Here is a 25,759-nt window from a genome sequence, read left to right as displayed (position 1 = left end):
ATGGGAGCTAGTCAATTAGCCATCAAGAGCCGTATCCGTTCCGTTGATTCAACGATGAAGATCACAAAAGCGATGCAGTTGGTTGCCGCTAGTAAATATACCCGTCAAAAGGAAAGAATGAAGCAGAATAAGGAATATGCTCATTATCTGAAAGAAGTGTTGGAACAGATCTTAGCAAACCTTACAACTTTTGATAATCCTTATCTGGTAGAAAATACGGATGCACCGACGCTGACGATCGTTTTTACTTCCGATATGGGTTTATGCGGAGCTTATAACGCAAATGTTTATCGTCTTTTGGAAGCTGAATGTCCGCAGGATGAACAGCTGGTAATGCTTGGCACACAGGGGGCTGTCTGGGCTAAAAGCCGTCAGCGCAATGTGGTTGAGGAGTATATCCAGGTTGAGGATGATAATTACGCGCTGTTAGCGCAGCTTGCGGAAAGTGCTCTTGCGAAATATCGAAATCAGGAAATTGGTAAGATTCGTATCGTTTATACGGAGTTTATCAATCCGCTGCGGTTTGAACCTAAAATCGTCACTTTGCTGCCGGTTGAAAAGGTTGAAAAGAAGGGGGCATCTGCTGATACCATCTTTGAACCGAGTGAAGAAGAAATTTTAAATGATCTGATCCCGATGTCAATTAAATCGTTGGTTTATTCTTATTACCTGGAAACAAAAACGAGTGAGCAGGCATCAAGGAGAACTTCGATGGAAACAGCAACGGATAATGCTGAGGATTTGAAGAGTACATTAGAATTAGCATATAATCAAGCACGCCAGGCGGCAATTACCCAGGAGATTACGGAAATTGTCGGCGGAGCGAATGCTTTATAATGAGAGGAACAATGATGAAAAATATTGGAAAAATTGTTCAGGTCATCGGACCGGTTGTCGATATTCTATTTGCTGACGGACATCTGCCGGCATTGCTGACAGCCATTGAAATTGACAATGTCAACAGCCATGAGAAATTGGTTGTTGAGGTTGCTCAGCACATTGGTGATGATCGGGTGCGTACGATTGCGATGGGTTCTACCGACGGATTGGTTCGCGGTATGGATGCTGTTGATACAGGTGCGCCGATCAGTGTGCCAGTTGGTGAACAGGTGCTGGGAAGAATGTTCAATGTTTTGGGCCGTGAGATCGATGGACTTGAGCCGCTTCCGGATACTGTGAAGCATATGCCGATTCATCGCAGCGCCCCAAGTTTTGATCAGCAGCAGACAACCGCCGAGGTACTTGAAACAGGTATTAAGGTTATTGATTTGCTGTGTCCTTATGCCAAGGGCGGTAAAATCGGTTTATTCGGCGGTGCCGGTGTTGGTAAAACCGTATTGATTCAGGAGCTGATTCATAATATCGCGACAGAACATGGCGGTTTATCCGTAGTTGCCGGTGTCGGTGAACGTACTCGTGAGGGTAATGATCTGTACCATGAAATGAAAGAAACCGGTGTTTTAGATAAAACGGTTCTGGTTTACGGACAGATGAATGAATCACCGGGCGCTAGAATGCGTGTAGGTTTATCAGGATTAACAATGGCAGAGTATTTCCGTGATGTTAACCATCAGGATGTACTGCTGTTTATTGACAATATCTTCCGTTTTACACAGGCGGGTTCAGAGGTTTCAGCGCTGCTTGGCCGTATGCCGTCTGCGGTAGGTTATCAGCCGACATTGGCAACTGAAATGGGTCAGCTGCAGGAGCGGATCACTTCCACAAAAGATGGATCAATCACTTCTGTACAGGCAATTTATGTACCTGCCGATGATTTAACTGACCCGGCGCCAGCGACTGCGTTCAACCATTTGGACGCAAAGACGGTACTGGATCGTTCAATTGCCGCGTTAGGTATCTATCCGGCTGTTGATCCATTGGAATCAACATCAAGAATGCTTGATCCTTTAGTTGTCGGTGAAGATCATTATGAAGTAGCCCGCGGTGTTCAGCAGCTGCTGCAGCGCTATAAGGAGCTTCAGGATATCATCGCTATTTTAGGTATGGATGAATTAAGTGAAGAAGATAAGGTCGTGGTTGGCCGTGCCCGCCGTGTCCGCAACTTCCTGTCACAGCCTTTCTTTGCCGGTGAACAATTTACTGGTATGAAGGGACGCTATGTTCCGAAGGAAGACACTGTCCGCAGCTTTAAAGCACTGCTGAATGGTGATTATGATGAATATCCGGAACAGGCATTTATGTTTGTCGGATCGATTGAAGAGGTAGTGGAAAAAGCAAAGGCACTTGGTGAATAAGATGCTGAAGGTTAAAATCATAACTCCTTATGGTTTATATGGGAATTATGAAGCAGAGAAAATTCATTGTACAACGACAACGGGGGAATGTGCGATTCTGCCTAACCATATGCCGTTAGTCGCAATGATTACTACCAGCAGTATGATCCTGACAATTAATCATGAAGAACGTGTCTATGCCATCACCGGCGGTCTGCTGCAGCTTAACGATAACGAGGTGCGGATTCTGGCCGATGCCTTTGAAGGCAAGGATGAAATTGATGTTGAACGTGCAAAACGCGCTAAGGAAAGAGCTGAAAAACGGCTTGCAAGAAAAGACGCTAATACGTCAATTCGTCGCGCTCAGGTTGCCTTAGATCGGGCAATGAACCGGATTCGGGTTGCCAATTTCAAATAAAGAGCTTCGGCTCTTTTTTCTTTAACTCGATGAATCAATATTTAATAGGTATAAGGTTATAACTTTTTATTACAGTCAGCCAAAGAAATTCTTTCAATTTTGTGACATTCCTAATGAACTGACTGAAACGTGCTATAATAAGAATCATCTAAGGGGTGAGTCTTTGATTAACCTAATTATTAAAGAAGCCAAATCTTATACAATGCATCAGCTGATGCTGCTAACCTGTCTGTTATCAATGTTTATGCCTTTTTATATTGGCTTAATGATGCTGGCGGCATTGACCTTAGGGCTGATGATGAATGGTGAGCTTAAAGTGCTGCTGCAAGAAACACCGCAGGCGAAAGCAGGTCTGCTGGTTATCCTTGCCGGCTTTATCGGCGCGCTGGTTTATGGCAATTTATTAGGTATCGGCTGCAGTTTTATGATGCTGGTGATATTGATTGCCGCCTGTGATCTGCGCCGGCATTGTGACGCCCATTTTTATGACCGCTTTATTAAGCTGATATTACTGATGAGTGTTGTATGCTTTGCTCATGCGCTGCTTGAATATTTGAATATTACAGAATCGCTGAATTATCAGTTTACCGATTTAATTATTCCTGATCTGCCTAAATATCGGGTCAATTCAGTCTTTTTTAACGCTAATTATTATGCGATGATGTGTGAGTTTTTCATCATCATTGCTTTAGCTAAATTAATCACTTCAGAGAATAAGGGAATCTATTTCTTTATCATTTTATGCAATCTCAGCGGTTTATATCTAACTGGCTGCCGCAGCGCATGGCCGGCATTGGCAGTGGCAATCCTCATTCTGTTTTACTTTGCAGGCAAGCGAAAAACAGCAGCGCTATTGCTGCTGATTGAAATCTGTTTAGGTTTGTTTGTACTCATGGAACCTGAATTATTACCGCGTCTTGAAAGCTCTGATTCATCGATGGATGTGCGCATCGGCATCTGGCAGACAGCAGTTCAGCAGTTTAAAGTGAATCCATTATTGGGACATGGACCATTGACCTATATGCAGGTTTATCCCCAATTTAACGGCATTGCCACCCAGCACGCCCACAATATATTCTTAGACGCATTAATCAATTTTGGTATCCTCGGCGTTGTGCCATTAATCATATTTATTGTGAATCGTTTAAAAGAGGCGTTCAAACTTTGTGATATCCGCAAAGCTTTAGTATTGGCATTAACGGTCATTGTCATGATTCATGGCTTGTTAGATGCGACAATTTTTTGGAGTCAGACAAGCTTTCTTTATTTATCCTTGTTAATGATGACAGTCAATTTAAAAACTGATGAAGCATAATAAAAGCTAAGTACGAAACTTAGCTTTTTATTGAGACTTTTCTTCACGCTTTTTCTTGCGTATTTCAAAGGGCGTTGTACCCATGGTCTTCTTAAATACTTGTGAAAAGTATGACTGCGATGAGAACCCAACGATATCCGAAATCTGTGAAACCGAGTAGTTTGTAGTTTCAAGTAAAACCTTGGCTTCCTCTACACGCTTAGATATCAGATAATTTATCGGGGATAAACCGATATACTTCTTAAAGGCATGAACAAGATAATACTTATTTACATATGTAAGACGGGATAATTCATCAAGGGTGATATTCTCTTGATAGTGAAGATCAATGTATTGCTTCACATAGGAGCATTCCTTGTTCATTTTTTTAGTAGAAGCGATACTGAAGGTATTATTAGCACGGCGGATCATGTTAATGATACATACTTCAAGCAGATCCTGACACAGGCGATCATAATGATCTTCCTTATTCTCTACCTCCGCAACCAATGTTTTCAGATAAAAGAGAACTTCATGCTTATAGTCTTGATAATTCTGAAGAAAATAATCAGCATGCGTATCTTCATTTTTAATGATCTGTGAGAAGAGCAATCCTTCAATGCCCAGCGCGATATATTCCAATGGCGATTGTTCACTGGAAACTTCAGTATGAGAAACATTTGGATTAACGATGATCATATCGTCGGCTTTTACCTCAAATTCACTGTCTTCGACGATGAAACTGCCATCACCGCGCACAACATAGAATATCTCAGTAAAATTATGGAAATGAATTGTCGAATGCCAGTCAGAGTCATAACGAGCCGTCGTGACATAGAGCAATTTGCAGTTAATTTTATCCAGATCAGTATCGGATAGTTTATAACGTGTATTGGCCATAAATTTCCTCCTTTCTATATTATAAACGAAAGAAGGTGAAGTGTATAGTTTCTAGAACAGCATATTTTTTGATGGACGGCCAGAAATTAACTTAAAACCATCACTATACCCCTCTTCACGGTCAGCAAGCTCATCGATCAGCAGCTTACGCAGCTCATGAATCCGATCCTGGTATTGTGTATCATGAATGGCATTGTGGGATTCATGAGGATCATTGATAAGATCAAAATATTGTTCCTGTCCGGTTTCTGAATACCAAATGAATTTATCTTTATTGGTGACAATGTAATGATTGCTTAAACCGGAATGAAAGGAATGTTCGCCATGCAGCCATGAGCGGATAGATGTATTGGCGGTTATGGCGGGCTGTAAGGATTTGCCGTCAACGGTGTCCGGACAATTCAGTTTGGCATAATCAAGCAGGGTCGGCATGATATCACGCAATTCAGCAATCGTATCGGCATGATGCGGTTTAATATCCGCGATATGCTTTCCGATCCGGAAGATCAATGGGATATGAATACTGCCCTGATATGGGTAGACTTTGCGCCAGCAGTGATGATCAAACAGCATTTCACCATGGTCAGAGAGAAAGAGAATAATTGTATCTTCATAGCTGCCATCTTCAATCAGACTCTGTATAATACGTCCTAATTGATGGTCAATATGCGTAATGCTCGCATAATAGCCAGCCATGGCATCATGACGCAGCTGTTCGTCTGAGCAGCCATAAATTGAGTCTTTAATGCGTCCATATGTTTCCGTCAGCGTTGGATCTGACCAATCATCTTCAAAAGGCGGGCGCAGCGCTTTATCTTTGTATAAATCATAATAAGACTGGGGGGCATCAAAAGGCTGATGCGGGCGGACATAGGAAGCCATTAAGAAGAAGGGCTTCGTTCGGTCACGGGTTTTTAAAAAACGAATGGATTTATCACTGACCCAATTTGTCGGATGCAGGTGTTCAGGGTAGATCCATGGATGCGTAACCCATGAATTGCATTCTACCCCGGTTGATGTGATATCGGCGTCCTGTCCCATCGCGTTTTTTAAATCATAAAGATAATCATCGCTGACTTCCTGGTGCATCCAATGCGGTATCTTCTGTGAACGATAATGTCCCAGATAACCGTCATGCAGCTGAAGGCCCTGAAACCCGCATAATAAGCGCGGCGGGTGTACGTGCATTTTGCCGATGCATTGGGTTTGATAACCGGCATTACTGAATTCCTCAGCCATATAATGCTGATAATCCCAGTCAATACCATCTTCATAGCCAACCCGGCCATGTTTTTTCTGAGAACGTCCGGTTAATAATGCGGCACGGGCAGGAATGCAGCTGGGGCATGCGGAATAGGCATGGTCAAAACAGACACCCTGTGCAGCCAGGGTATCTAAATTCGGTGTTTTTACATCGGGATGCTGCTGACATGACAGCGCGTCACCGCGGTATTGATCACACATGATCAGTAAGATATTTGGTTTTTGCATACTTGTACCTCTTATGGTATCATTATAGCACTTTGTTTAGCGCCAAACTTCTTATATCTTCAATTGTTTTTTAGTTATTTTGCTCAAAATCAATAGAAAAAGGGCTTCAAATGGCATAAAAATGGGAATATTTGTATAAAAATTGCAGTTTTTTAATAAATATTGAAAAAATTAAACGTTAGCAATATAGTTAAAAATGCGACCAAGATTTGTATAGAAAAAGCGCTTTCATCAAGGTATACTGAAATCAAGAAATAACTTAGGAGGCAATAGTTATGAAAAAGATATTAGCAATGGCATGTGCATTGTTGATGGCAACAAGCTTAGCTGCATGTTCAAAACCAGCGGAACAGCCTGTTGACAACGGCGGCGATGACAAACCGACAGAAAATCAAGTGTTGAAGGTAGCTGCTTTCAAAGGTGGTTATGGGGAAGTTTGGGAACCACTTGCACGTAAATTCGAAGAAACACATGAAGGTGTTACAGTTGAATTAGTTACAAGTCCTAAACTTGATGAAGAATTACGTCCACAATTACAGGCTGGTGACTATCCAGATGTAATTCAATACAATATTGGTCAGCCAAGCGGCTTTACAGAAACATTAATTAAAGAAGACGCGCTGCTTGATATTTCTGATGTATTTGCAGATCCAGCAATTAAAGATAAGTTAGCAGATGGTTTTGCTGACAATGCTATCACTGCTCCTTACGGCGATGGAAAAACTTACTTAGCACCAATGTTCTACAGCCCTTGCGGTCTTTGGTACAATAAGGCATTATTTGGTGAAGGCGGTTATGCCCTGCCTGAAACATGGGATGACATGTGGGCACTTGGCGATCAGCTGAAGAGTGAAAACAACGGTGTTTCATTATTCACATATCCAGTTAAAGGCTATTTTGACTCAGTATTATACGCGCTGCTGAATCAAGCAGGCGGCGATGAATTCTATGGCAAGGCTTTAAATTATGATCCTGAAACTTGGACTTCTGAACCAGGAAAATTAGTATTAGATACAATTGGTAAATTAGTTTCTGAATATACAGCTCCTGAAGCAAGTGCTAACGCAAACAGCGGTAACTTCAAGATGAATCAGCAGGCTGTATTAGACAACACTGTATTATTTATGCCTAACGGCAACTGGATCATCGGTGAAATGGGTGATGCACCGCGCGCAGAGGGATTTGAATGGGGCTTTATGCCAATGCCTGCATTTGAAAAAGGCGGCGCTCGTTATTCTTACACATTCTTTGAACAAATGTATGTTCCAAAGGAAGCAGCTAATCCTGAATTAGCAAAAGAATTCATTAAATTCATGTATTCTGATGAAGCTATCGAAATCATGCTGAACAATAAGACAGAAGAAGGCGCTCCTTCGATCGTTGTTCAACCAGTTAAGGGTATCGTAGAGAAATTAGATGGCGATAACAAACTGATTTACAGTATTTATGAAACACCGAATACATTCCCTGCATTAGGTGGTTTCGCAGCTACCGATTCAATCGAAGGCTTAGAATTAAAACCTGTAGTATTTGGTCCGATCGATACGATCTTAGAAGGTACAACTACAGTTGACGAATGGCAAACGCAATTAACTGATGCTTTTGTTAAATTCCACGCTGCATTGAAATAAATCGGATTAAGGATTCAAAAACGGTGGGTGAATGTCACTCACCGTTATTCTTTAAATAAGGAGGAGAACCATGAACAAAAGAAGAGCAAAAAGACGGTTTATCATCGGCTGTCTGACTCCTGCGATTATCTTAGTGACAATCTTCATGATTATACCGACAATTAATGTATTCTACATGTCGTTATTCAAATGGGGCGGTTTGTCTAATAATAAAAAATTTATAGGCTTTGAGAACTTTCAGAAGCTATTTAACGATACTAACTTCCTGCGCGCCATGCAGAACACGATTCTGCTGGTTGTCGTAGTTACAATTATCACTTTATTCTTCGCAATTATTTTCGCTTCAATTTTATCCCGTGAAAAAATCAAGGGACAGAATTTCTTCAGAATTGTATTCTATATTCCAAATATCCTGAGTGTTGTTGTTATTGCGGCTATCTTCGGTGCTATCTATAACCCAACGACTGGCTTGCTGAATTCTTTGTTTGATATGCTGAGTCTGCCGGGCTTGAAACAGATGTGGATGGGAAACAGCAACATTGCCCTTTATTCACTGGCGGCAGCTTTAGTATGGCAGGCAATCGGTTACTATATGGTAATGTATATGGCCAGTATGAGCAGTATTCCTGAGAATCTATATGAGGCGGCAAGTCTTGAAGGGGCTGGCAGAATGAAACAGTTCTTCTTGGTTACACTGCCATTAGTATGGGATAACATTCGTACGACACTGACATTCTTTATTATTTCAACAATTAACCTGAGCTTCCTGTTTGTTAAGATTATGACCGGCGGCGGGCCAAACGGTGCGACGGAAGTATTCCTGAGCTATATGTACAATCAGGCTTATACAAATTCAAGCTATGGTTATGGTATGGCTATCGGTGTTATCGTCTTTATCTTCTCATTTATCCTGTCAGGTATTGTCAATAAAGTCACCGAACGCGATGTTCTGGAATTTTAGGAGGGTGTCATGAACAAAAAGAAAAAATCAATAGGTCTTGATACCTTATATAAAGCCTTTATCTATGTGGCATTGATTACGCTGGCAGTAGTTATTCTGGTACCGGTTGGCTGGGTTTTCCTAGCTTCAATCAAAACCAATGCTGAATTTTATGGCAATCCATGGACATTGCCGGCAAGCTTCTATTTCCAGAATTTCATCGATGCTTTCCAAAAGGCAAAAATGGGTGAATATTTCATTAACTCGGTAATAGTTACCGGAATTGCTTTAATTATCATGCTGGTAGTAGCGCTGCCGGCGGCTTATGTTCTCGCGCGTTTTAATTTTAAAGGCCGAAAGTTCTTGAATACAGCGTTTATGGCGGGTTTGTTTATCAATGTAAACTACATTGTTGTACCGATTTTCCTAATGCTTTTAGATGCTGATAAATTTTTAAAGGGTATAATCGGAACTGGCTTTTTCTTAAACAATCGTTTTATTTTAGCGCTTGTTTATGCGGCTACCCATCTGCCGTTTACGATTTATTTACTGAGCGGTTATTTCAAGACATTGCCGAAAGCCTATGAGGAAGCGGCATTTATTGATGGCTGCGGATATTTTAAAACGATGACGGATATTATGATACCAATGGCAAGACCTAGTATCATTACGGTCATATTATTTAACTTTCTATCCTTCTGGAATGAATATATCATCGCTTTGACATTAATGCCAAGCGGCCCGAAAACATTGCCGGTAGGTTTGGAAAATCTGATGGCTGTACAGAAAACAGCGACTAATTTTGGACAGATGTATGCAGGCTTGGTTATTGTAATGCTGCCAACGCTGATCTTATACATTATGGTGCAGAAGAAACTGACTCAAGGTATGAGCCTTGGCGGCTTAAAAGATTAAGGAGACACACAAATGGCAAAATCAAAAGGCAGAGTTACGCTGCCAAGCGAAAGTAACTTTTTATCGCAGACAAAAGAATTGCTTGAACGCTGGGGGGCAGATGCAATTCGTGACAGTGACGGTACAAAATTAAGTGATGATGTAAAAGAACTGGACGCGAAAATCTATACAACATATTTTGTAGCTCGCGGACATAATGACTTTGCACAAAAACATATGGATGAATGTCAGCAGGCATTCTTAATGAGCAGTTATACACTGGCAACAGAAGCAACTGTGAAGATTGAATTTTTAAAAGATTATTTTGATCAGCAAGTCAAAGCGGATTATGATCATGATCCAAAATTATGGTGGGAAGTTTATGACCGTACTGAGAATCAATTAATCAGCACAGATGCATGGTATGTTGATCAATGTACAGATACGGTAATTGTTGAAAATTGTAAACCATTTCATGAATATACAGTATCATTTTTAGCTTATCTGATTTGGGACCCAACGCAGATGTATAACCATATCACGAATGATTGGGGTGATAAGCCGCATGAGATTCCATTTGATGTAAGGAAACAGGCATCACGTGAATATGTCAAAGATTATTTGAAGCAGTGGCTGAAAGATAATCCGAATACGGATGTGGTACGTTTTACTACTTTCTTCTATCATTTCACATTGATTTTCAATAATCTGGCTAAAGAGAAATTTGTTGATTGGTGCGGCTATGGCGCCAGTGTTTCCACAGAAGCGATTCTGGCATTTGAAGAAGAATATGGGTATCGTTTAAAGGCTGAGGATTTCGTTAAGAACGGTTATTACAACTCGACCTTCTGTGTACCAAGCAAGCAATATCTTGATTATATTGACTTCCAGCAGCGTTTTGTGAAGGATCGTGCGAAAGAATTGGTCGATCTGGTTCATGAAGCTGGTAAAGAAGCCATGATGTTTTTAGGCGATAACTGGATTGGGACCGAACCGTATGGTAAGTATTTTCCACAGATCGGTCTTGATGCAGTGGTTGGCAGTGTCGGAGATGGTGCAACCTTACGATTAATTTCTGATATACCTGGGGTGAAGGTACATGAGGGCAGATTCTTACCGTATTTCTTTCCGGATACATTCTATGAAGGCAATGATCCTACATTGGAGGGTATCCGCAATTGGCTGAATGCCAGAAGGGCGATCATGCGTAAGCCGGTTGACCGTATTGGGTATGGCGGTTATCTGAGTCTGGCCTATAAGTTTCCTAAATTCGTAGATTATATTGAAAAGGTCTGCGATGAATTCAGAACGATTTATGATACAATTCAAGGCGTCACACCTTATTGCGGCTTGAAGGTAGCTATCCTTAACAGCTGGGGAGCATTGAGGAGCTGGCATCCATATATGGTAGCGCATGGCTTATATTGCAAACAGATTTATTCCTATAATGGAATGCTGGAAAGCTTAAGCGGCGCCAGTGTAGATGTGCAGTTTATCAGCTTCTCTGATATAATGGAACATGGCATTCCTTCTGACATTGATGTTATCATCAACGCGGGTGATGCGGAAACGGCATTCTCAGGCGGCAGTGTCTGGGATGACAGTAAGCTGGTATCCATGGTGCGTGAATGGATCTATAACGGCGGTGGTTTTGTCGGTATCGGTGAACCTGCGGCTTATGAGAAGGGCGGTCATTTCTTCCAGCTTGCTGATGCGTTAGGCGTTGACAAGGAGCTTGGTTTCACACTGCATACAGATAAATATTTTAAGGATGTTGTGAAGTCGCATTTCATTACTGAAGATATTGTAGATGAATTTGATTTCGGGGAAGGGATGAAAAATATCTACGCGTTGAGTGAAAACACAGAGATTATCGTTCAATCGAAGGATGAAGTAAATTTAGCTGCGCATAGTTATGGAAAAGGCCGCTGTGTTTATATTGCCGGTCTGCCGTACAGTCAGCAAAATACTCGTCTGTTGATGCGTTCTATGTATTATGCAGCGAATAAGGAAGCTGATTTTAAAAAATGGTATGCCGATAATCTATTCTGTGAAGTGCATGTTTATCCATCCATCAATAAATATGCAATTCTGAATAATACGAATGAGTATCAGAAAACAAAGGTTTACGATGGGGAAGGAAACAGCGTTGAACTGACTTTAGAGCCAGGTGAAATTAGCTGGAAGGAAATTAGCCATGAGTGATTTAACTAAAAACATAGTAATGGCAGTCTTGTTTGTTTTCTTTCTTGCATTGATTTTTATAGGTCAAAAAACAATCAGCCGCATGAACCTAGTTATAATGCTTGTAGGATTAGCAGGCTTGCTTGGTTTATTGTATGTTTATAACCGAAAATATAAATAAGGAGTGAAAACATGGCAGAACTATCATTAAAACACATCGATAAAGTCTATGACAATAATGTACAGGCTGTATTTGATTTCAATTTAGATATTAAAGATAAAGAATTTATCGTCTTTGTAGGCCCGTCAGGCTGCGGTAAGTCAACGACATTGCGTATGATTGCCGGATTAGAGGATATAACAGCAGGGGAGCTATCAATTGACGGCAAGGTTGTCAATGATGTTGAACCTAAAGATCGTGATATTGCGATGGTTTTCCAATCTTACGCATTATATCCGCATATGTCTGTTTATGATAACATGGCATTTGGTTTAAAGCTGCGCAAGGTTAGCAAGGATGAAATTGACAAGCGTGTGCGTGATGCCGCGAAGATTTTGGAAATTGAAGAATATTTGGACCGCAAACCCAAAGCGCTGTCCGGCGGTCAGCGTCAGCGTGTTGCGTTAGGGCGCGCGATAGTGCGTAATGCGAAAGTTTTCCTGATGGATGAACCATTAAGTAACCTTGATGCCAAGCTGCGTGTACAGATGCGCAGTGAAATCATTAAATTACATGAGCGGATCGGTGCTACGACCATTTATGTAACCCATGATCAGACTGAAGCAATGACAATGGCGACCCGCATCGTTGTTATGAAAGGCGGCTATATCCAGCAGATTGGTACGCCGAAGGAAATTTATAACAACCCGGCTAATATGTTCGTTGCTGGCTTTGTCGGTTCACCGGCTACTAATTTCTTGAATGGCCGTTATGAGAATAAAGGCTTTATCATCAATGGTCAGCGTATTGAATTGCCGGAAATGTTTATTGAATCATTAAAAGATTATGAGGGCAAGGAATTGGTGTTCGGTATCCGTCCTGAAGATATTCATGGCGAGGGCATCGTCGCTGAGACATACCCATCAAGCAGCATGCAGTTCTATGTTGAGGTCAGTGAATTACTGGGACATGAATTCATTCTGCATGGTAAGGTAGGCGAACAGCGTTTAGTAGCGAAAGTTGCGGCACGGCTGGAAGCAAGACCGCATGATACAGTGCAGATTGCATTAGATCTAAGCAAAGCGCATTTCTTTGATCCGCAGACTCAAAACTGCATTATTTAGTCAAAAACACTCTCCTATGGTATAATAACCATAAGGGAGTGATTTTTTATGTCATATAAATTTATAAGTGTGTGCATCGCGCTGTTTTCATTTGTTGTATCTTTTTATGCGCTGAGTGCTATTAAATTTGATAAATTTTGTCAGGTGGAAAAACCGGCAAAGGTTCAGACGTTGCTGATTGTCTTATCGTTTGCGCTGGCTGGCTTGGTAGCTAATTTTTTAATGATGTTTATCAATTTCTAAAGCTGAAAATTCATAAAAGTTAAAGCTTAAGCATGTAAATAAACAAAGAGTATTCAAAATAGAAGACGGTCATGTTTCTAAATTGAATACTCTTTTATATAGCCGGAAACTAATGCTGATTCAAATCATTTTTGCTCTCTGTCAGACAAGACCTGATCGCTTTTAAATCTTGATGAATTTTATACAAAACACTATTCATAATAATAACACAAATCATAGCGGCAATTTGCAATGCTAATAACAAGAAACCTAACATATAGAACCCCCTTTTTTAATAACATTATCATTAACATAAGCTAATGAACAGTCTATAATTTATTTATATATATGTTATAGTCAAATAGTTGGGGACAAGTTATGTAATCCTGATAAATAAAAAGTATTCAGCATTGATATCTTTGAACTGAATACTTCTTATATGATTTATTTACCTTGTGGTTTACGTCTTACAGGTTTATTAAAGGCAGCTGTTTCAGACTTCTTAGGAGAATCCTTATGGAAGTCTTTTTTATAACCTTCTTTATTAAATGATTTTTTATCATCTTTATTATATGGTTTTCTGTCATCCTTGCGGTAAGGCTTCTTATCATCCTTGTTGAAAGGTTTTCCATCTTTACGATAAGGTTTTTTATCATCGCGGTTGAACGGTTTTCTGTCATCTCTGCTGTATGACTTTTTATCGTCATGATTGAAAGGTTTGCGGCCATCTCTTCTGAATGGTTTCTTATCATCGTCGTTTGATGGTCTGCGCTCAGAAAACGCTCTTTTTGGCTTTGGTTTCAAAAGTTCAAGATCGGCTTCTGTGGCGATGCCGTTATCGACATTATACTGTGCGCGCCGTCTTGCTTTTTCAGCTTCTCGCCGTGCCATCTTAGCATCTTCACGGGCATTGTCACGGTCACGTTCTGCCTTTGTGTCATTGCTGATCGTTGTGTAGATAGCCTTGGAGGCATTCAGCGCGACTGAAGAAGCACGGCTGATTAATTCTTGTTCACTGCCTTGAATCGCACAGCAGTTAGGATAAGCTTCAAATAAGGATAAGCTGTCCTTACAGCCTGAAATAATCAATGTTTCACCTGCTGTAACTTTTACCGCATTCATAAATTTTAAAATCATCTGATCAAAAGTTGCAGTCTTATCTGTAATTGTAAACTCATGTTTATTTAAGTCATGAAAAGCAACGCCGCTCATAGCCTTGATCGTATGTTCAATCGCGCCAATTCTTGCTGGATTTGCCGCAAATACTTCAAAGCAGTACACCCTGCGGTTTGTTAGTTCATCAAGAGTTTCAAATTGATGCAGATGGTCAAAGAAATGATTGTTTTGAATCAGCGCTTTCGCTGTTTTCTTATTCTTTTTCAACTGCTGACTCATGATGAATTCACCATATTCTTCGCTCAGCTGATTCTCATCATAGGGACTGTAAATGCCTTTATCCGTATCACAGAAAAACATCAGCTGTTGATCAATCAATAATTGAGCGGCAGCAGCAACGTCCTCCGCATTCATAAAGATTTCCTGTAACAAGTGACCATTCTCATCGATGGCCTTGGCGCCGTTCATCAAGATTTTATCACATTTGATATGTGACTTTTCACAGGCATTCTGAATGCGCTGTGCATTTCTCGGCGTAAAAATAACAAAACGCTTCCCCTTTGCACGGGCTACTTCAACAGCATCAATATTAGCTGCTGAGATTTCATATGTATTGTTTAACAATGCTTTTTCTAAATCAGAAAAAATTAATTGAATCATAATTCTACCTCTATTTCCATCCATTATTATAACAGACATAAGGGCTATAAAGCTACTTTATCTTCATAAATATCAGCATACCAAACCCATATTGTCTGTGAGATTTATTTATTTCATATTGGCAAGATAGAGTGCCGCTACATATTCTTTATCGATTAATGGGAAGAAAGAGCGCGGTTCAAAGAGATAGGTCTCTGATTTCATGATTTGTGAAACAATTAAACTTAAAATCTGCTTGCTGTTTAAGCTGTTAAGCAGCATCTTTACCGTTGACAGATTTTTGTTTCGCATACCTTCCACAATCTCATCTGTATTACTGCGCTGTTTCAAAAATTCTGAGCGAATCAGCTTCCTCAGTTCCTTGATTTCATAAATAGGAGTAACATCAATATCCAGAATCTGCGCGCAGATTTCCATTGCCGCGTGGTCATAATCTTTGATAGCCAGTGCTTGTTTACGGGTATAATTTCGCAGAACGTCAGTTAAAGGCTGAGGATTGAATACTTTCACTTTTTTGCGGATCATGCCGTCATTAAGCTCGGCTTCAATGTCGAGAATCAGGTTGTAAAAACGGATCGCTGCCGCATCGGTACGCCGCTGTATATATGTATAGACAAAGCCATCGTAGGCATTAAAGGCTTTCATTGTATCAAGATATCCCAGCTGAATGCGGCGGTCGAGGTTTTCACGGTCAAAGTCCAGAAAATTACCAAGATCCTGACTTGGAATGATATATTTAATATTAGGCCGGTGCAGATATTCCTCATGAATAATTTTTTTATGATTTAAGTCGACAAGGACAAGCTCATCAGCTCCCATTTTCATCGCCAGACGTACCGGCAGATTATCATAATAACCGCCGTCTACATATTCCTTGCCATCCATGACATGAGCTGGGAAAGCTGGATAGCAGGAGGCGCTGGCAATCAGATAATCTTTTAAAGTATCCGGCGCCATTTCATGCTTCGTAATCTGAACTGGCTTTAAAGATGGATATTCCACCGTCACCAAGCCAAAATCAATCGGTGATGCCAGCAGTCTTTCTTGATCGCTGAGCCGGATGATCATTTCCTTCAGGGGTGTGATATCAGCCCCTTTATCATGGATGAATTGTTTAAAGAAGGGAACAACACGATTGCGCTGCGTCACTAAGGAATCAATATTCATACTGACAGAGATACCATTGTTCATTACCTGTGTGATATCCATATTCTCCCATAAGCGAACTGCTTCTTCATAATCATTTTGAGCAATCATACAGCCAATCAATGCACCAATACTCGTGCCGGTTACGATATCAGGCTGGATACCCAGCTCCTGAATCGCTTTATAAAAACCGATTTCATAGGCTCCCTTGGAACCGCCGCCGGCTAAGACAAACGCACGTTTCATATGCCACCTCATTTCTCAATTAGCATACCACAATCTAATTAAAAAAGTGTCTTTTTATGAATTTCTCATAAAAAGTTATGCAGAACATATAATTCTTTGAGGTGCAATATGAAGATGATAATGAAAAGCTTCGCAATCCTGCTTTTTTTAGGTTATACATTTTTTCTGATTTTTCATCCGCAGACAGAAGCTGTAAATCATGCGGCCAGTGTTCTGATTAATAAAGGACTAGATATGCCGATTAATAATGAAGCTGTTGATGCACCAGTACAGTATGTGGCGGTAATGCGCGGCAATACACAGGTCGATTTGCCGCTTGAGGAATATTTGATCGGTGTGGTAGCCTCAGAAATGCCGGTTACTTTTGAGTTAGAAGCATTAAAGGCGCAGGCGGTAGCTGCCCGAACATTTGCCAGCGCCAGAGGTTACAGCGTTGATGATACGACAGCTTCACAGGTATATAAAGATAATGAACAGCTGAAAAGCCAATGGCTTGATCAGTATGATGAATATTATAAGAAAGTAAAGCAAGCAGTTGAAGAAACTGCCAATCAGATCCTTGTCTATCAGGGAGAGCCGATCACCGCTGCCTTTTTTTCATCGTGTATGTCAGCAACAACAAACGCGCAGGATTACTGGCAGAATGAAGTTCCTTATCTGCGTTCAGTCGCTTCACCTTGGGATAGTGAAACTGTAGATATAACTAGAAGCAAAGAGGTGGATGACAGCACTTTAACCAATACTTTAGGCAGCAGTCAGCTTGCGGTTCTTTCATATTATGATAATGGTTATGTGAAGACTGTTCAAGTGGGCTCTCAGCAGTACACTGGCCGTCAGATTCGTGAAATGCTGGGATTAGCTTCAAGCTGTTTCACCATAGAACGCATTGAGAATGGTTTGCGCTTCATCACTTACGGCAGCGGTCACGGCATCGGCATGAGTCAATATGGCGCTCAGGGAATGGCATTGGCCGGCTATACCTATGATGAAATTCTGCATCATTATTATACAGATGTGGAAATTAAGACAACCCTTGTATAATTCAATTTCATGCGGGCATACTCATGCATGAGGTGAAACAATGATTGCTTATGAAAAAAAGTCAAATAAGACAAGAAGAGCATTAATTTTAAGTCTGTTGGTTGTACTGTGTGTCAGCGTCTTTCTGCTGAGTGAAAAAATGATGCAGCAAGGAGAGGAAACACTGGTATTTAATGAAACTGTACCGGTGATTAAACTGCCTGATGATGAAAGCATTCAGCTTCCTTATTCAGTTTCGGCAATAATCGCTATTGATTATTTTGACGGCAAAGAAGGAGATATTCCTAAAGTCGTAGAATTTGAAGGTGTATTCCGGCCGTCACAGGGCATTGATGTCGTATATAACGATGAAGCTTTTGATGTTACAGCTGCGCTTAGCGGGGAAGTTATAGATGTGAAAGAAGATCCGCTGCTGGGTTATTCAGTGACAATTCAAAGTGATAATTTAAAAATCACTTATCAAAGTCTCAGTGATATGAAGCTGCAGAAGGGTGATTCCGTGAAGCAGGGCGATGTATTATCAACAGCAGGAAAGAATGTTTACAACCCTCAGTTGGGAAATCATTTACACTTAATTGTGGAAAAAGATGGGAAAATTGTCGACCCAAAAAGTGTTTTTAAACTTCAATAGTACCTGCCGGGTACTATTTTAATTTGATAATGAAATTCACTTTATAAATCAACGAAATGTGTTATAATGGTAATGCTAATTGTAAAAATTTTATGAATGGAGGAGACCTGTTATGTTATTCACAAAAGAGGTTGGTATCGACTTAGGTACGGCCAATTTATTAATCTACGTAAAAGGTGAAGGTATTGTCATTGATGAACCTTCCGTTGTTGCTATAGATGCTGAAACAAAGAAATGTCTGGCAGCTGGCCAGGACGCCAAGGATATGCTGGGCAGAACCCCAGGCCGTGTATTGGCAATCCGTCCGTTAAAGGATGGTGTTATTGCTGATTTCGAAGTAACTGAAATCATGCTGAATTTTTTCTTGAAGAAATTATCGCTGAAAGGTATGTTTCAGCGTCCAACGATTTTGATTTGCTGTCCAAGTAATATTACCTCAGTAGAAAGAAATGCGATTCGTGACTGTGCTTACCGTGCCGGTGCGAAGAAAGTATATATTGAAGAAGAGCCTAAGGTTGCGGCCGTAGGTGCCGGTTTGGATATTTCTAAACCTAGCGGCAATATGGTATTGGATATCGGCGGCGGTACTACTGACGTAGCAGTTCTCTCCTTAGGTGAAATTGTAAGCTCAACCTCTTTAAAGGTTGCCGGTGATACCTTTGACCGTGATATTATCAAGTATGTTAAAGATGAAAAGAAGCTGCTGATTGGTGATCGTACAGCTGAAGAAATCAAAAAGCAGATTGGTACCGCTTGGAAGGGTTCACGTTCTGAGACGATGGAAGTCAGCGGCCGTGACTTAGTGACAGGTCTGCCTACTTCAATTACCCTTGTATCTGAGGAAATTGAATCTGCTATGCGTGAGAATCTTCAGAATGTCGTGCGCGCGTGCCGTACTGTCTTAGAACAGACGCCGCCTGAATTATCCAGTGACATCGTTACCCGCGGTATTGTTTTAACCGGCGGCGGTGCCCTGCTTCATGGCATTGATGAATTATTACGTAATGAATTACATATTCCGGTTTATGTAGCTGAAAATGCTCTGCGCTGTGTTGCCGAAGGTACAGGAATTCTATTGGAAAACTTGCATTTGGTTCGTTAAAGAGAATTGAGGTGGCAGTATGCAATGGATCTTGTACTTGCTTGTTCCTTTTGTTATAGCAACCATTGCGACGCCGATCGTTAAGTGGATCGCGAAAGATCTTAAGGCGTACGCAGAAATGAATGAGCGGACAATTCACACGAAAATCATTGCGCGTATTGGCGGTGTGGCTATTTATGTAGCTTTTATTATCTCCATGGCGATTTTTATGAAAGCGGATGTTCAGATCCGCGGGGTTCTGCTTGGCGGAACGGTAATGTTTATCGGTGGATTGATTGATGATCTGGTTAATCTGTCACCGAAGAAGAAGTTTGCGTTTCAAATCGTCGCAGCGATGCTGCTGATGTTTTATGGCAATGTGATGCTGGATAAGATTTATCTGCCGTTAGGCATTGTCATTGATATGGGTATTGTATCTTTTATCGTTACTTTTTTCTGGATTACCGGCATTACCAATGCGATCAATCTGATTGATGGTCTTGATGGTTTGGCCGGCGGTATCTGTGTGATCATTATGATCGTTGTCGCTTCTCTGTCAACCATTGACGGCAGAACGGATATTTGTACGATGGCGCTGATTCTGGCAGGTTCGATACTTGGCTTTCTGTTGTTTAACTCTTACCCGGCTTCCATATTTATGGGCGACTGCGGGGCTCTCTTTTTAGGCTTCATGGTTTCCGCGATTGGGTTAATGGGCTTTAAGAGTTCAACCTTTATTACGCTGGGACTGCCGATTTTGCTTTGCGCAGTACCAATCGTTGATACGCTGAGTGCAATCGTAAGGCGTAAATTGAGCGGCAAACGTTTCGATGAGGCGGATAAGAATCATCTGCATCATGTGCTGATGCGCCGTTTCGGACACCGCAATACAGTATTAATCCTATATGCGGTTACCGCGAGCTTTGGCGTCGCTGCTTATCTCTACATATTGAATCGGGCGTTAGGTCTGCTGTGTTTATTTATCATGGCAATCGTTGTAGAGGTTTTCCTTGAAAAGTCACATATGATTTCTGCGTCTTATCATCCATTAACTTCCTTGGTTGATATGATATTTAAGAAAAAAGCACCGGTTGCTGAAGAAACAAAAGATAAAGAATAAAAACTTCAGGGGCTGACATCAGCCCTTTTTCTGAAAGGAGGAGGACAATGAAGAAAATCTGCTGTTTATGTTTAACCTTGCTGTTGGCTGCGGGCTGCAGTAAAGAGATTACAATTTCACTGACTACGGATATGATTACGGTGAATGTTCATGATGAATTGCCGGATGCAAAGATTCTGCAATATGTGAACTGCAACAACATGGTCTGTTCAGAAGATATTGAACTTGATATCCGCAGAGATGAATTGAATCTTGATAAGGTTGGTGAATATACGATTGATGTATTATACAATGGCAGCGGCTATCCGCTGAAGGTAAAAGTCATCGACGTTGAAAATCCGACGATTCATGTTGAACCATTTACGATTGAACAGTATGAAAATATTATCTGGGACCGTGAAATGTATAACCGTATCCAGCTGACTGTCAGCGATAATGCAACAGATGAGAATACATTGTACAATTCCATTAAGGTAGAGGGGCTTGATCCATCGATTGCCGGTGAACAGCTGGTGACTTTCACACTAAAGGACGCGAGCCGCAATGAAACATCAATCAGTGTAACGGTTACTGTCGAGCCGAAACCAGTGGTGGTTGTTAAACCGACACCGCCAGTTGTCGTGCCGCCAAAGGAACCTGAAATAACTACGCCAAGTGATGCGACACCAAACGATGCGACAGGCAGTGATGCAACAGGCAGCGATGCGACACCAAATGATGCAACGCCATCTGATGCGACACCAAACGATGCAAGCGGAACCGATGCAACCCCATCTGATGCCACGGAAAGCGACGCGACGCCAAGTGACGCAACGCCGTCTGACGCGACGGAAAGTGATGCAACGCCATCTGATGCCACTGATACAGACAGTGAAGACGATACGCCTGAGATCCTTCGCCGGGTAACAATGACTGCAAAGGATGTGCTGAATCTGCTGGATAGCTCACGCAAAAATGAGGTAATTTATGTATCACAGACATGGTGTTCCCACTGTCAGGCATTTGTGAAGACTTTAGACAGTTATCTTGCTGAACGTGATGATTTGATTGTGCGTGAAATTGTACTGGATCTTGAACCACAGACCGAAGTAATTACGCAAAATGTGAATGGCGAGGATGTCATCCATTATGAATATGCTGATTTTGAGGCGTTCAAGAAACAATATAATATTGATTTTGTAGGAACGCCAAGTATCTTTATTATTCGTAACGGAAAGGTTAGGGAAACTCTGATCGGCAATCAGTCAATTGAAATCCTGCATGATAAGCTGGATTCGATTTCTAATAATTAAATATTTAAAAACGAGGAGCAATCTTCGTTTTTTTCAGCTTGAAGGAATTAAAATCATTTTCTTGAAGATAAATCTGATTTTATTGTTAGGAAACTGCAAATTTTGAGCATATTAAGAGGTAGGAGGAGATTTGAATGCAAGTAAAAGAAATTGAAGCATTTTATGATGTCTGTACAACCTCGGATCAATCGTTAATCAAACAGGAGTGGAATAAGCTTTGGAATTGGTTTATTAAAGAGAAACGTCAGGAATATTCATCAATCAGCTATCGGGAAAGTGTTCAGCGGCTGATCAGTGAGAAGAATTATAATGTCCGCCGAAATATCCAAAGCAGCAAAGCGATGGGACTTCAGGTTTATCCTGGTGATATCTGTTATATTGATTTTGGTCAGGCTTATCTTTATGAAGCCGGTTATCAGCATTTTGGCTTAGTCTTATCAATCGTTCATTATAAAGCACTGGTAATTCCCATGACCAGTAATCCGCAGACGTATCAGAAAGCGTTTGGCAAGGATGGTACATATTTATATCCGTTAGGTAAAATTGAAGGCATGAATCGTGAGTCGGTACTCTTTTTAAATGACGCGAAATTTATTAATACTGCGAGAATTATCGATGTAAAGGCACATTTAGATGTGGCAGGCTGGAAATTTAAGGAGATAAAGGAAAAATTTAAAACTTCTATGCTGGACTGAAATTCGACAAAACACTTGTCCTGCAACCGTTAGAATAAGGGCAAGTGAGGTGTCTATATGAGTGAAAAAGTACTGATGCAGAAGAAGACAAGGGAGCGTCTGCTGACAGCTGGGGACGGCTGTGCTTTTATCAGCGGACTGCTGCTTTCAGCGCTGCCAATTGAAACAAGCTGGTGGCTGCTGCTTTTGTTGTTCAGCTTCTTTTATGTGCGCAAGCGCAAGGAAATGATTCTTTTAAGTATTGCATGTATCGGCGGCACCATGCTTTTCTATCCGGATCAGTTAATTGAGATTGTTTTATTAAGCGGCTGTGTCTGCGCATGGATGTTAGTGATGCAGCTTTTAAAACGGCCAAGTTATAAAACACTGCCATGGTTTTTGATGCTGATGAGCGGCGGCGTGGCTTATGCGGTGAGTGAGCCTGTATCAAAAATCATTGTGCTGATGCTGGGACAATTTATTCTGGCTTTAGATACATACAGGGATTGCGGCTGGATCAGAAAGGAACTGCAGCTGCCTGATGCAGTCTATGGCAGTTTGATTTTTATCGCTGGACTTCTGTTGATGCAAATACTGAATCAGGAATATTTCGCATTATTAATTTTTGTGTTTATGCTGATGAGTGTTAAGCCAGCAGTGTCAATCTTGTTTTATTTATACTTAGAAATGTTAATGCCGGGTTTAATAACGCCAGTTGCCTTTGGCTTTTTATTATTGGTAAGTCTGCTTCAGGATCAGCCATTGGCAATGAATGGATTGATGCTGGTAGGTATTGCGGCTCAAGGCTTTGATTTTATCGCTATTGTGCAAGGCTTGGTGCTGTTGCTGCTATTTGATTTGCTGCGTACTTCTGAATTGCCGTTTAAGGGCATGATGGAACGTGTGGCATTGAGTGATATGAACCGGATTGCGGTAATGAATCGGCAGCTGAATAATTTCTCTGTGATATTTGAGAATCTGGCGGATTATTATGCGAGTCTGTCAGAAGTTGAATCAGAGATGCTGGAGACGATGGCTAAGGCTTTAAGTTATACCGCTAACAATTGCACAAGACACCAGATTGATGTGGAAAAGCGGAAGGATCAGCTGCTGGATTTTCTTGACGGTTATAAGATTGATGTCGTATCATGCCTGCTTGAAGAAAATGAAGAGGGCTGTATCTATTTAGAATTGGAATTAAAGGAGCTGCCGAGAAGTGAGGTAGAAGCTACCCTGATGCCTTTATTAAATCATGTGCTGCCAACCCGTATGGAATTGGTTGAAAAGAAGAATAACCGCAATTATTCAGGGCTTTTTCATTATTCATTTATCTCATCAGCACCAATTATGATTGATGCCTATGCCGACAGTATCCGTCATGACAGCCAGGCATGCGGCGACAGCTTTTCGATTTTTCGCTATTCTCGTTTTGTTCTCTGTATGATATCAGACGGCATGGGCAGCGGCGAAGCGGCTTCAAGAATCTCAAGGAGCATTACTGCTATCTTTCAGCGGATGATTGCCAGTAATATCCCGCAGGTTGAGGCTATACGCTGTATCAATAAATTAATTTTATCGGATAATTACGCCACCTTTGATGTATTGAATTTTGATCGGTTTAAAAAGACAGTGACGGTTTCTAAATCAGCGGCATGCCCTACTTATTTGATTCGAGCGGATGAGGTATATGAAATCAATGGTTCATCGTTGCCGGTAGGTATCGTGGCATCGATTGAGGTAGACTCAATCCATGTGGAAGTAGAAAAGGGTGACTGGTTCTTAATGAGCAGTGACGGCATTTATGTTGATGAAATATATCGTTGGATTCACCAAAGACGATTAGGCAGCGCTAAAGAGGAAGTAGACGCAATGATGGAAATACTGAGGGAAAAGGAAAGAAATGATGATTCCACCATTTTGTTGGCACAAATTAAATAATGTATGATCAGGGGCGATAAGCTTCTGATTTTATTTTGATTAAATGTTAAATTAATTGACGGAAAGGTTTCTTTTGCTGGCAGCGCTGATTTTACATGCTATAATATTTGCGGTGATGTTATGCTGAAGGGTAAATGGGTTGTGGCAGTAAGCGGCGGCAGTGATTCTATGACTTTATTGGATCAATGTGTTAAGGCTAAAATGGATCTGATTGCCGCGCATGTTAATTATCAGAAACGAGACAGCGCCTGGCGTGATATGAAGCTTGTTGAGGATTATTGTGAACAGCATGGTATTCCCTGTTATGTTAAACTTTCACATTATGAAGGGAAGGGTAATTTTCAGGCATATGCCCGTGATTTTCGTTATGCTTTCTTTAAAGAATTAGTAATGAAATACGAATGTGCGGGTGTATTGGTGGCCCATCAGCTGGATGATGTGATTGAAACATATCTGATTCAAAAGGAACGCCGGCAGATTCCGATGTGCTATGGTTTGGCTTATGAAACAGTGATTGATGGCTTACGGATTGTCAGGCCGCTGCTTTCAATGAGCAAACAGGCATGCCGTGATTATTGTGTTATGCATCACATATCCTATGGTGATGATGAGAGTAATTTCACTGATGATTATACGCGCAATCGCATCCGTCATCAGATTGTGGAAAAAATGAGCCTTGAGGAAAAGCAGTCGCTGGCTAAGCAAATCCAGATGATGAATGAAGAAAAGCGGCAGCTGGATCAAACGGCAAAACAGGCAGCGCAGCAGGCGGGCGAGTATCTGGCAGTCGATGATCTGCTGGCGAGGACTGATGGTGATAATGTTTTGCGGCAATGGCTGCTGCTGAATAATGGCGGAAAAAATCATAGTCAGGCATTTATAGAAAGTTTGTTTCAGCGGATGAGCAAAAATGGCAACTGGTGTGCTGATCTGCCGGACAACAAGCGGTTATATTGTGACTATGGCTTTTTGAATGTAGTCGATGAGCAGCTCACATACAGCTACACCCTTGAAAAATTTGAACCTTTAGATACGCCATGGTTTAAAGTATCTGCGCAGGGAACTTCTTTGCAGGCGGTAAGTGTTGCTGAAAATGATTGGCCGCTGACGATCCGCTCACCGCTGCCGGGCGATGAAATTGTGCTGCGGCTAGGGACTAAAAAGCTGAACCGATGGTTTATTGACCGCAAAAAATCACATAAAGAACGTAAATGCTGGCCGGTTGTTGTGAATCGTGTGGGAAAAGTGATTTTAGTGCCTGAAATCGGCTGTGAAGTTGCACATTTTACTAACAAACCGAATGTATTTGTGATAAAATAGAA

The 25,759-nt window shown here is 41.2% G+C and carries 24 protein-coding genes; 19 read left to right on the top strand and 5 right to left on the bottom strand.

The features are described 5' to 3' along the window. The 4 genes from atpG (at window position 1) to DAHG_RS05245 (ending at window position 3,967) form a co-directional block, all read left to right on the top strand. Window positions 1–837 (top strand): ATP synthase F1 subunit gamma, encoded by an 837-nt coding sequence (atpG, locus tag DAHG_RS05260; protein WP_022937287.1) that lies wholly within the window; start codon window positions 1–3, stop codon window positions 835–837. 11 nt (window positions 838–848) lie between these two features. Continuing rightward, window positions 849–2,255 (top strand): F0F1 ATP synthase subunit beta, encoded by a 1,407-nt coding sequence (atpD, locus tag DAHG_RS05255; RefSeq protein WP_026880824.1) that lies wholly within the window; start codon window positions 849–851, stop codon window positions 2,253–2,255. A gap of 1 nt (window position 2,256) precedes the next feature. Beyond that, a complete protein-coding gene (gene atpC, locus DAHG_RS05250) occupies window positions 2,257–2,652 on the top strand; it encodes an ATP synthase F1 subunit epsilon (RefSeq protein WP_022937285.1) in 396 nt (131 codons plus the stop codon). Between the two features lie 163 nt (window positions 2,653–2,815). Beyond that, window positions 2,816–3,967, top strand: coding sequence for an O-antigen ligase family protein (locus DAHG_RS05245; protein WP_022937284.1), 1,152 nt, complete (start codon window positions 2,816–2,818; stop codon window positions 3,965–3,967). 27 nt (window positions 3,968–3,994) lie between these two features. Here DAHG_RS05245 and DAHG_RS05240 read toward each other — a convergent pair whose 3' ends face one another. Both DAHG_RS05240 and DAHG_RS05235 read right to left on the bottom strand, forming a co-directional pair. Beyond that, the gene (locus DAHG_RS05240) at window positions 3,995–4,846 is read right to left on the bottom strand and encodes an AraC family transcriptional regulator (protein ID WP_022937283.1); all 852 of its coding nucleotides are present in this window, start codon (window positions 4,844–4,846) and stop codon (window positions 3,995–3,997) included. A gap of 51 nt (window positions 4,847–4,897) precedes the next feature. Continuing rightward, entirely contained in the window at window positions 4,898–6,337 is a 1,440-nt protein-coding gene (locus DAHG_RS05235; protein WP_022937282.1) for an arylsulfatase, read from the bottom strand. A 275-nt stretch (window positions 6,338–6,612) separates the two neighbouring features. Here DAHG_RS05235 and DAHG_RS05230 point away from each other — a divergent pair, with 275 nt between their 5' ends. The 7 genes from DAHG_RS05230 (at window position 6,613) to DAHG_RS05200 (ending at window position 13,513) form a co-directional block, all read left to right on the top strand. After that, window positions 6,613–7,968 carry a carbohydrate ABC transporter substrate-binding protein gene (locus tag DAHG_RS05230; RefSeq protein ID WP_022937281.1) on the top strand — a complete coding sequence of 452 codons (1,356 nt, stop codon included), beginning with the start codon at window positions 6,613–6,615 and terminating at the stop codon, window positions 7,966–7,968. Window positions 7,969–8,038: 70 nt separating this feature from the next. After that, entirely contained in the window at window positions 8,039–8,929 is an 891-nt protein-coding gene (locus DAHG_RS05225) for a carbohydrate ABC transporter permease (RefSeq protein WP_022937280.1), read from the top strand. 9 nt (window positions 8,930–8,938) lie between these two features. Continuing rightward, on the top strand, window positions 8,939–9,823 hold the full coding sequence (locus tag DAHG_RS05220) for a carbohydrate ABC transporter permease (RefSeq protein ID WP_022937279.1): 885 nt from the start codon (window positions 8,939–8,941) through the stop codon (window positions 9,821–9,823). A gap of 12 nt (window positions 9,824–9,835) precedes the next feature. Next, complete coding sequence (gene gnpA, locus DAHG_RS05215) at window positions 9,836–12,007, top strand: 1,3-beta-galactosyl-N-acetylhexosamine phosphorylase (protein WP_022937278.1); 2,172 nt, start codon at window positions 9,836–9,838, stop codon at window positions 12,005–12,007. Continuing rightward, complete coding sequence (locus DAHG_RS21635) at window positions 12,000–12,167, top strand: DUF6903 family protein (RefSeq protein WP_022937277.1); 168 nt, start codon at window positions 12,000–12,002, stop codon at window positions 12,165–12,167. Before gnpA ends, DAHG_RS21635 begins: the two co-directional genes overlap by 8 nt. An 11-nt stretch (window positions 12,168–12,178) precedes the next feature. Continuing rightward, on the top strand, window positions 12,179–13,270 hold the full coding sequence (locus tag DAHG_RS05205; protein ID WP_022937276.1) for an ABC transporter ATP-binding protein: 1,092 nt from the start codon (window positions 12,179–12,181) through the stop codon (window positions 13,268–13,270). 48 nt (window positions 13,271–13,318) lie between these two features. Next, on the top strand, window positions 13,319–13,513 hold the full coding sequence (locus DAHG_RS05200) for a DUF1146 domain-containing protein (protein WP_022937275.1): 195 nt from the start codon (window positions 13,319–13,321) through the stop codon (window positions 13,511–13,513). Window positions 13,514–13,622: 109 nt separating this feature from the next. On the opposite strand, the gene DAHG_RS21105 is transcribed toward DAHG_RS05200, so the two are convergent. The 3 genes from DAHG_RS21105 to DAHG_RS18880 all read right to left on the bottom strand — a co-directional run bounded on the left by DAHG_RS21105 (window position 13,623) and on the right by DAHG_RS18880 (window position 16,660). Next, a complete protein-coding gene (locus DAHG_RS21105; RefSeq protein WP_022937274.1) occupies window positions 13,623–13,769 on the bottom strand; it encodes a hypothetical protein in 147 nt (48 codons plus the stop codon). Between the two features lie 167 nt (window positions 13,770–13,936). Then, entirely contained in the window at window positions 13,937–15,268 is a 1,332-nt protein-coding gene (locus DAHG_RS05190; RefSeq protein WP_022937273.1) for an HAD hydrolase family protein, read from the bottom strand. Between the two features lie 108 nt (window positions 15,269–15,376). Then, the gene (locus DAHG_RS18880; protein WP_022937272.1) at window positions 15,377–16,660 is read right to left on the bottom strand and encodes a patatin-like phospholipase family protein; all 1,284 of its coding nucleotides are present in this window, start codon (window positions 16,658–16,660) and stop codon (window positions 15,377–15,379) included. 108 nt (window positions 16,661–16,768) lie between these two features. Between DAHG_RS18880 and spoIID the strand changes: the two genes are divergently transcribed. The 8 genes from spoIID to tilS all read left to right on the top strand — a co-directional run bounded on the left by spoIID (window position 16,769) and on the right by tilS (window position 25,757). Then, a complete protein-coding gene (spoIID, locus tag DAHG_RS05180) occupies window positions 16,769–17,701 on the top strand; it encodes a stage II sporulation protein D (protein WP_022937271.1) in 933 nt (310 codons plus the stop codon). A gap of 40 nt (window positions 17,702–17,741) precedes the next feature. Further along, window positions 17,742–18,332 carry a M23 family metallopeptidase gene (locus DAHG_RS05175; RefSeq protein ID WP_022937270.1) on the top strand — a complete coding sequence of 197 codons (591 nt, stop codon included), beginning with the start codon at window positions 17,742–17,744 and terminating at the stop codon, window positions 18,330–18,332. A gap of 112 nt (window positions 18,333–18,444) precedes the next feature. Further along, complete coding sequence (mreB, locus tag DAHG_RS05170; protein WP_022937269.1) at window positions 18,445–19,434, top strand: rod shape-determining protein; 990 nt, start codon at window positions 18,445–18,447, stop codon at window positions 19,432–19,434. Between the two features lie 19 nt (window positions 19,435–19,453). Beyond that, entirely contained in the window at window positions 19,454–20,533 is a 1,080-nt protein-coding gene (locus DAHG_RS18875; RefSeq protein WP_022937268.1) for an MraY family glycosyltransferase, read from the top strand. Window positions 20,534–20,580: 47 nt separating this feature from the next. After that, entirely contained in the window at window positions 20,581–21,825 is a 1,245-nt protein-coding gene (locus DAHG_RS18870; protein ID WP_022937267.1) for a hypothetical protein, read from the top strand. 134 nt (window positions 21,826–21,959) lie between these two features. Further along, a complete protein-coding gene (locus DAHG_RS05155) occupies window positions 21,960–22,520 on the top strand; it encodes a hypothetical protein (RefSeq protein WP_022937266.1) in 561 nt (186 codons plus the stop codon). 57 nt (window positions 22,521–22,577) lie between these two features. Further along, window positions 22,578–24,437 carry a SpoIIE family protein phosphatase gene (locus tag DAHG_RS05150; RefSeq protein WP_022937265.1) on the top strand — a complete coding sequence of 620 codons (1,860 nt, stop codon included), beginning with the start codon at window positions 22,578–22,580 and terminating at the stop codon, window positions 24,435–24,437. 120 nt (window positions 24,438–24,557) lie between these two features. Next, on the top strand, window positions 24,558–25,757 hold the full coding sequence (tilS, locus tag DAHG_RS05145; protein ID WP_022937264.1) for a tRNA lysidine(34) synthetase TilS: 1,200 nt from the start codon (window positions 24,558–24,560) through the stop codon (window positions 25,755–25,757). Window positions 25,758–25,759: the final 2 nt, after the last annotated feature.

It is taken from the genome of Dielma fastidiosa (genome assembly GCF_000313565.1).
In the GTDB taxonomy this organism is placed as follows: Bacteria; Bacillota_I; Bacilli_A; order Erysipelotrichales; family Erysipelotrichaceae; genus Dielma; species Dielma fastidiosa.
This window is presented reverse-complemented; position numbering and strand designations above follow the sequence as displayed.

Excerpts from the sequence above, each read along its gene's own strand:
- DAHG_RS05190 (WP_022937273.1), bottom strand. The coding sequence starts at position 15,268 with ATGATTCAATTAATTTTTTCTGATTTAGAAAAAGCATTGTTAAACAAT.
- atpG (WP_022937287.1), top strand. The coding sequence starts at position 1 with ATGGGAGCTAGTCAATTAGCCATCAAGAGCCGTATCCGTTCCGTTGAT.
- tilS (WP_022937264.1), top strand. The coding sequence starts at position 24,558 with ATGCTGAAGGGTAAATGGGTTGTGGCAGTAAGCGGCGGCAGTGATTCT.
- DAHG_RS18880 (WP_022937272.1), bottom strand. The coding sequence starts at position 16,660 with ATGAAACGTGCGTTTGTCTTAGCCGGCGGCGGTTCCAAGGGAGCCTAT.
- DAHG_RS18870 (WP_022937267.1), top strand. The coding sequence starts at position 20,581 with ATGAAGAAAATCTGCTGTTTATGTTTAACCTTGCTGTTGGCTGCGGGC.
- DAHG_RS05230 (WP_022937281.1), top strand. The coding sequence starts at position 6,613 with ATGAAAAAGATATTAGCAATGGCATGTGCATTGTTGATGGCAACAAGC.
- mreB (WP_022937269.1), top strand. The coding sequence starts at position 18,445 with ATGTTATTCACAAAAGAGGTTGGTATCGACTTAGGTACGGCCAATTTA.
- DAHG_RS05150 (WP_022937265.1), top strand. The coding sequence starts at position 22,578 with ATGAGTGAAAAAGTACTGATGCAGAAGAAGACAAGGGAGCGTCTGCTG.
- DAHG_RS05235 (WP_022937282.1), bottom strand. The coding sequence starts at position 6,337 with ATGCAAAAACCAAATATCTTACTGATCATGTGTGATCAATACCGCGGT.
- DAHG_RS05155 (WP_022937266.1), top strand. The coding sequence starts at position 21,960 with ATGCAAGTAAAAGAAATTGAAGCATTTTATGATGTCTGTACAACCTCG.
- DAHG_RS05220 (WP_022937279.1), top strand. The coding sequence starts at position 8,939 with ATGAACAAAAAGAAAAAATCAATAGGTCTTGATACCTTATATAAAGCC.
- DAHG_RS05205 (WP_022937276.1), top strand. The coding sequence starts at position 12,179 with ATGGCAGAACTATCATTAAAACACATCGATAAAGTCTATGACAATAAT.
- DAHG_RS05175 (WP_022937270.1), top strand. The coding sequence starts at position 17,742 with ATGATTGCTTATGAAAAAAAGTCAAATAAGACAAGAAGAGCATTAATT.
- DAHG_RS21635 (WP_022937277.1), top strand. The coding sequence starts at position 12,000 with ATGAGTGATTTAACTAAAAACATAGTAATGGCAGTCTTGTTTGTTTTC.
- DAHG_RS05200 (WP_022937275.1), top strand. The coding sequence starts at position 13,319 with ATGTCATATAAATTTATAAGTGTGTGCATCGCGCTGTTTTCATTTGTT.
- spoIID (WP_022937271.1), top strand. The coding sequence starts at position 16,769 with ATGAAGATGATAATGAAAAGCTTCGCAATCCTGCTTTTTTTAGGTTAT.
- gnpA (WP_022937278.1), top strand. The coding sequence starts at position 9,836 with ATGGCAAAATCAAAAGGCAGAGTTACGCTGCCAAGCGAAAGTAACTTT.
- DAHG_RS18875 (WP_022937268.1), top strand. The coding sequence starts at position 19,454 with ATGCAATGGATCTTGTACTTGCTTGTTCCTTTTGTTATAGCAACCATT.
- atpD (WP_026880824.1), top strand. The coding sequence starts at position 849 with ATGATGAAAAATATTGGAAAAATTGTTCAGGTCATCGGACCGGTTGTC.
- atpC (WP_022937285.1), top strand. The coding sequence starts at position 2,257 with ATGCTGAAGGTTAAAATCATAACTCCTTATGGTTTATATGGGAATTAT.
- DAHG_RS05225 (WP_022937280.1), top strand. The coding sequence starts at position 8,039 with ATGAACAAAAGAAGAGCAAAAAGACGGTTTATCATCGGCTGTCTGACT.
- DAHG_RS21105 (WP_022937274.1), bottom strand. The coding sequence starts at position 13,769 with ATGTTAGGTTTCTTGTTATTAGCATTGCAAATTGCCGCTATGATTTGT.
- DAHG_RS05240 (WP_022937283.1), bottom strand. The coding sequence starts at position 4,846 with ATGGCCAATACACGTTATAAACTATCCGATACTGATCTGGATAAAATT.